Source organism: Isoptericola sp. NPDC056578, from assembly GCF_042793275.1.
In the GTDB taxonomy this organism is placed as follows: domain Bacteria; phylum Actinomycetota; class Actinomycetes; order Actinomycetales; family Cellulomonadaceae; genus Isoptericola.
This window is the reverse complement of the sequence record NZ_JBHTVC010000112.1, coordinates 1-3,253: the sequence shown is the minus strand read 5'-3', so window position 1 is coordinate 3,253 and position 3,253 is coordinate 1. Positions and strand designations below refer to the sequence as shown.

Below are 3,253 nucleotides of genomic sequence, written 5' to 3'. Positions count from 1 at the left end.
CCACCGTTCGGTGGCGGGCCCGCGGCGTCTCGTCCGCCCGGCGCGTCAGCTGGTCGGGGCCGGGCGGTACTGCCAGGGCCAGCGGGGCGGGTTGGTGCGCTCGGCCACGCGCCGGTGCAGCAGCGCGATCGCGGCGGCGACGGTCGCCGGGTCCTCGACCGCGCTCATGTGACCGGCGGCCGGGACGACGGTGAGCGCGCCGTCCCGCGCGGCGTGCACCATGTGCTCGGCCTCGACGAGCGGGGTCACCTGGTCCTCCGCCCCGACCACCACGGAGACGGGGCCGTCGAACGTGCGCAGCACGTCGGTGCGGTCCGGACGGGCCGCCATCGCGCGCTGCGCCCAGGCGACGCCCGACGGCGACTGCGCACGGATCCAGGACTCCAGCAGAGGGAAGAGGTTCCGCCGCCGCTCCACGCTCGTCGGCCCGAGCAGCGCGCCGGGCATGCTGAGCACCGGGTCGAGCGTCTGCCCCGCGGTGACGGCGTCCGCGATCCGCAGCCGGTTGGCGCGCGCGGCGTCGAGGTCGGCGGTCGACTTGGTGTCGACGAGCCCGAGCCCGACGACGAACCCCGGATGCCGCTCCGCCAGGGCGAGCGCCACGTAGCCGCCCATCGACAGGCCGACCACGACCGCGTTGCCCTCACCCTGCTCCCGCATGGTGCGGTGCACGGCGTCGGCGACGTCCTCGAGCCGCGGCGGGATGCCGCCGAGGTCGGAGTGCCCCTGACCGGGCAGGTCCACGCCGAGGGCGCGCACCCCCTCGGGCAGGGCCTGCGCCGCGGCCGCCCACATGCGGTGGTCCAGCGGGAAGCCGTGCAGCAGCAGGACCGGCGTGCCCGCCCCGTCGTGGAGCGGGTAGGTCGCCAGGAGCGCGGAGGGGGTGGTCATCGTCGACTCCTCGTCGTCAACAGTGTCGTCAGGGATGTCGTCAGGGATGTCGTCAGGGATGTCGTCAGCGGTTCACCTCGGCGGGCCGAGCCGGCCGCTGCGGGTGGTGTGCCGTGTCATCGCGGCACCGTCTCTGCCTGCTGCGCCTCGCCGTCGTAGCGCGTGGGCAGCGGGGCGTGGCCGGGCAGCACGTGCCCGACGATCTCGTCGAGGACCCGGCGCACCGCCGGCTCCCCGACCCACAGGTGCTTCGCGCCGTCGACGCCGATCACCTCGGCCTGCGGGACGCGCGCGAACCGCCGGCGGGCCTCGTCGGGACGCAGGTAGTCGTCGTGCTCGGGCACCAGCACGACCAGCGGGCGGCCGAAGGAGGCCCAGCGGTCGAGGTCGGCGTCCGTGGCGCGGTGCAGCGGCGGCGACAGCAGGATCGCGCCCTCGACGGCCGGGTCGGTGCCGTGCTTGAGCACCAGCTCCGTGCCGAACGACCACCCGACGAGCCACGGCCGCGGCAGCTCGCGGAACTCCGCGAGCTCGATCGCGGCGGCGACGTCGTAGCGCTCCGCCTCGCCGCCGTCGAACGCGCCGTCGGACGTGCCGCGCGGCGAGGACGTGCCGCGGGTGTTGAAGCGCAGGACGGCGAGGTCCGCGAGCGCGGGGAGCCGCCAGGCCGCCTTGCGGTACACGTGCGAGTCCATGTAACCGCCGTGCGTGGGCAGGGGGTGGAACGTGAGGAGGGTCGCGACCGGGTCCCGGTCGGCCGGGAGGGCGAGCTCGCCGACGAGCGTGAGCCCGTCCGCGGTGTGCAGCTCGACGTCCTCACGGCGGGCGGGGAGCATCGTGAGGGAGCGGATCTGGTGGCCGGTGGCGTCGTCGTTCATCGCCTCCAGCGTAGTTCGGCCGGGCGTTCCAGGCCGGTCCTGCGGGGCGTTCAGCGCAGCCGGGCGCGCCGCTCCCAGCAGGAGGAGTGCCAGTGCCGGCGGTCCTCGAGGCCCGCGGCCTCTCCCCCGACCGCGTCGCGCTGCCACGCGACGACGTGCGGGGTGCCCGCCGGGATCTCCTGCCGGCACGCGGGGCACCGGTACGCCTTGTCCCCGCCGCGCAGCCGCCGCACCGTCCACTCGCCGTCCGCCGCGCTCTCCCGCCGCACGCCGCCGAGGGCACGGTCGAGGTCGAGCGGCGGGGTCTCGGCGCCCCAGGGGCGCTTGCGGGAGGGTCGGCGGGACGGCATGGCACCCATTGTCGCCCGGCGAGGGCCGGCCGGTCCGCCCGGCGGTGGTCCCGGCGGACCCTGGACGGCGCGGTCAGGTCGTGCCGTTACAGTGGCCCGGTTCGTCCCCGCCGACCGAAGGACTCCCCGTGAAGCTCCGCACGTCCGCCGCCGCTGCCGCGCTGGCGCTGGCCGCGGCCCTGACCCTGACCGCCTGCGCCGACGACTCCTCCGGTGACGGCGCCACGCCGTCCGCCTCCGCGTCGTCGTCCCCGGCCACCGAGGCTCCGGAGCCGACGAAGGAGGACGTCGCCGCGCTCGAGACCGTGAAGGTCGAGGGCAAGGCCGGTGCGGAGCCGAAGGTGACCTTCAAGACCCCGCTCGAGGTCTCGGTGCCCACGTCGCGCGTGATCGACGAGGGCGACGGCGCCGACCTCACCGAGGGCATGAAGATCACCATGGACACCGTCGCCTTCCTCGGCACCGACGGCTCCACCCAGGGCTCCACCTGGGAGCAGAAGACCCCGCAGAGCTTCATCCTCGGCGACGCGAACTACGGCGTGCTGACCGAGCCGCTGACCGGGCAGAAGGTCGGGACGCGCCTCCTCGTGGCCAACCCCGTGCAGGGCCAGGACGGCTCGACGGCGACCATGGTCAACCTCGTCGAGATCACGGACGCGACGAAGATCCCGACGCGCGCCGAGGGCACGGCCGTCGAGCCCGAGAAGGGCCTGCCGGCGGTCACGCTGGACGACTCCGGCAAGCCCTCGGTGGAGATCCCGGACGGCTACGAGGCGCCCAAGGACCTCGTCGCGCAGACCCTGATCAAGGGCGACGGCGCCAAGGTCGAGAAGGACCAGACGGTCACCGCGCAGTACACGGGCTGGACGCTCGACGGCGAGTCGTTCGACTCGTCGTGGGACCGCGGCACCCCGAGCTCGTTCTCGCTCCAGCAGGTCATCGCCGGCTGGACGGACGGCCTCGCCGGGCAGACCGTCGGCAGCCAGGTGCTGCTCGTCATCCCCGCCGACCAGGCGTACGGCGCCGAGAAGAGCGACGACAACGAGCTCGCCGGCCAGCCGCTGGTCTTCGTCGTGGACATCCTCGACGCGCAGTGACCTCCCGCCGTCGTCGTGACGTCGAGCACGTCACGAC

General features: G+C 74.8%; 4 protein-coding genes. 1 reads left to right on the top strand and 3 read right to left on the bottom strand.

Annotation, left to right across the window (positions count from 1 at the left end):
• Positions 1-45: 45 nt before the first annotated feature.
• The 3 genes from ACFQ80_RS22490 to ACFQ80_RS22480 form a co-directional block, all read right to left on the bottom strand.
• Positions 46-891 (bottom strand): alpha/beta fold hydrolase, encoded by an 846-nt coding sequence (locus tag ACFQ80_RS22490; protein WP_430552028.1) that lies wholly within the window; start codon positions 889-891, stop codon positions 46-48.
• Between the two features lie 116 nt (positions 892-1,007).
• Positions 1,008-1,769, bottom strand: coding sequence for an alpha/beta hydrolase (locus tag ACFQ80_RS22485; protein WP_430565198.1), 762 nt, complete (start codon positions 1,767-1,769; stop codon positions 1,008-1,010).
• Between the two features lie 50 nt (positions 1,770-1,819).
• The gene (locus tag ACFQ80_RS22480; RefSeq protein ID WP_430552026.1) at positions 1,820-2,119 is read right to left on the bottom strand and encodes a hypothetical protein; all 300 of its coding nucleotides are present in this window, start codon (positions 2,117-2,119) and stop codon (positions 1,820-1,822) included.
• A 128-nt stretch (positions 2,120-2,247) separates the two neighbouring features.
• Between ACFQ80_RS22480 and ACFQ80_RS22475 the strand changes: the two genes are divergently transcribed.
• A complete protein-coding gene (locus tag ACFQ80_RS22475) occupies positions 2,248-3,216 on the top strand; it encodes an FKBP-type peptidyl-prolyl cis-trans isomerase (RefSeq protein ID WP_430552025.1) in 969 nt (322 codons plus the stop codon).
• Positions 3,217-3,253 lie beyond the last annotated feature (37 nt).

Excerpts from the sequence above, each read along its gene's own strand:
- ACFQ80_RS22490 (WP_430552028.1), bottom strand. The coding sequence starts at position 891 with ATGACCACCCCCTCCGCGCTCCTGGCGACCTACCCGCTCCACGACGGG.
- ACFQ80_RS22485 (WP_430565198.1), bottom strand. The coding sequence starts at position 1,769 with ATGAACGACGACGCCACCGGCCACCAGATCCGCTCCCTCACGATGCTC.
- ACFQ80_RS22480 (WP_430552026.1), bottom strand. The coding sequence starts at position 2,119 with ATGCCGTCCCGCCGACCCTCCCGCAAGCGCCCCTGGGGCGCCGAGACC.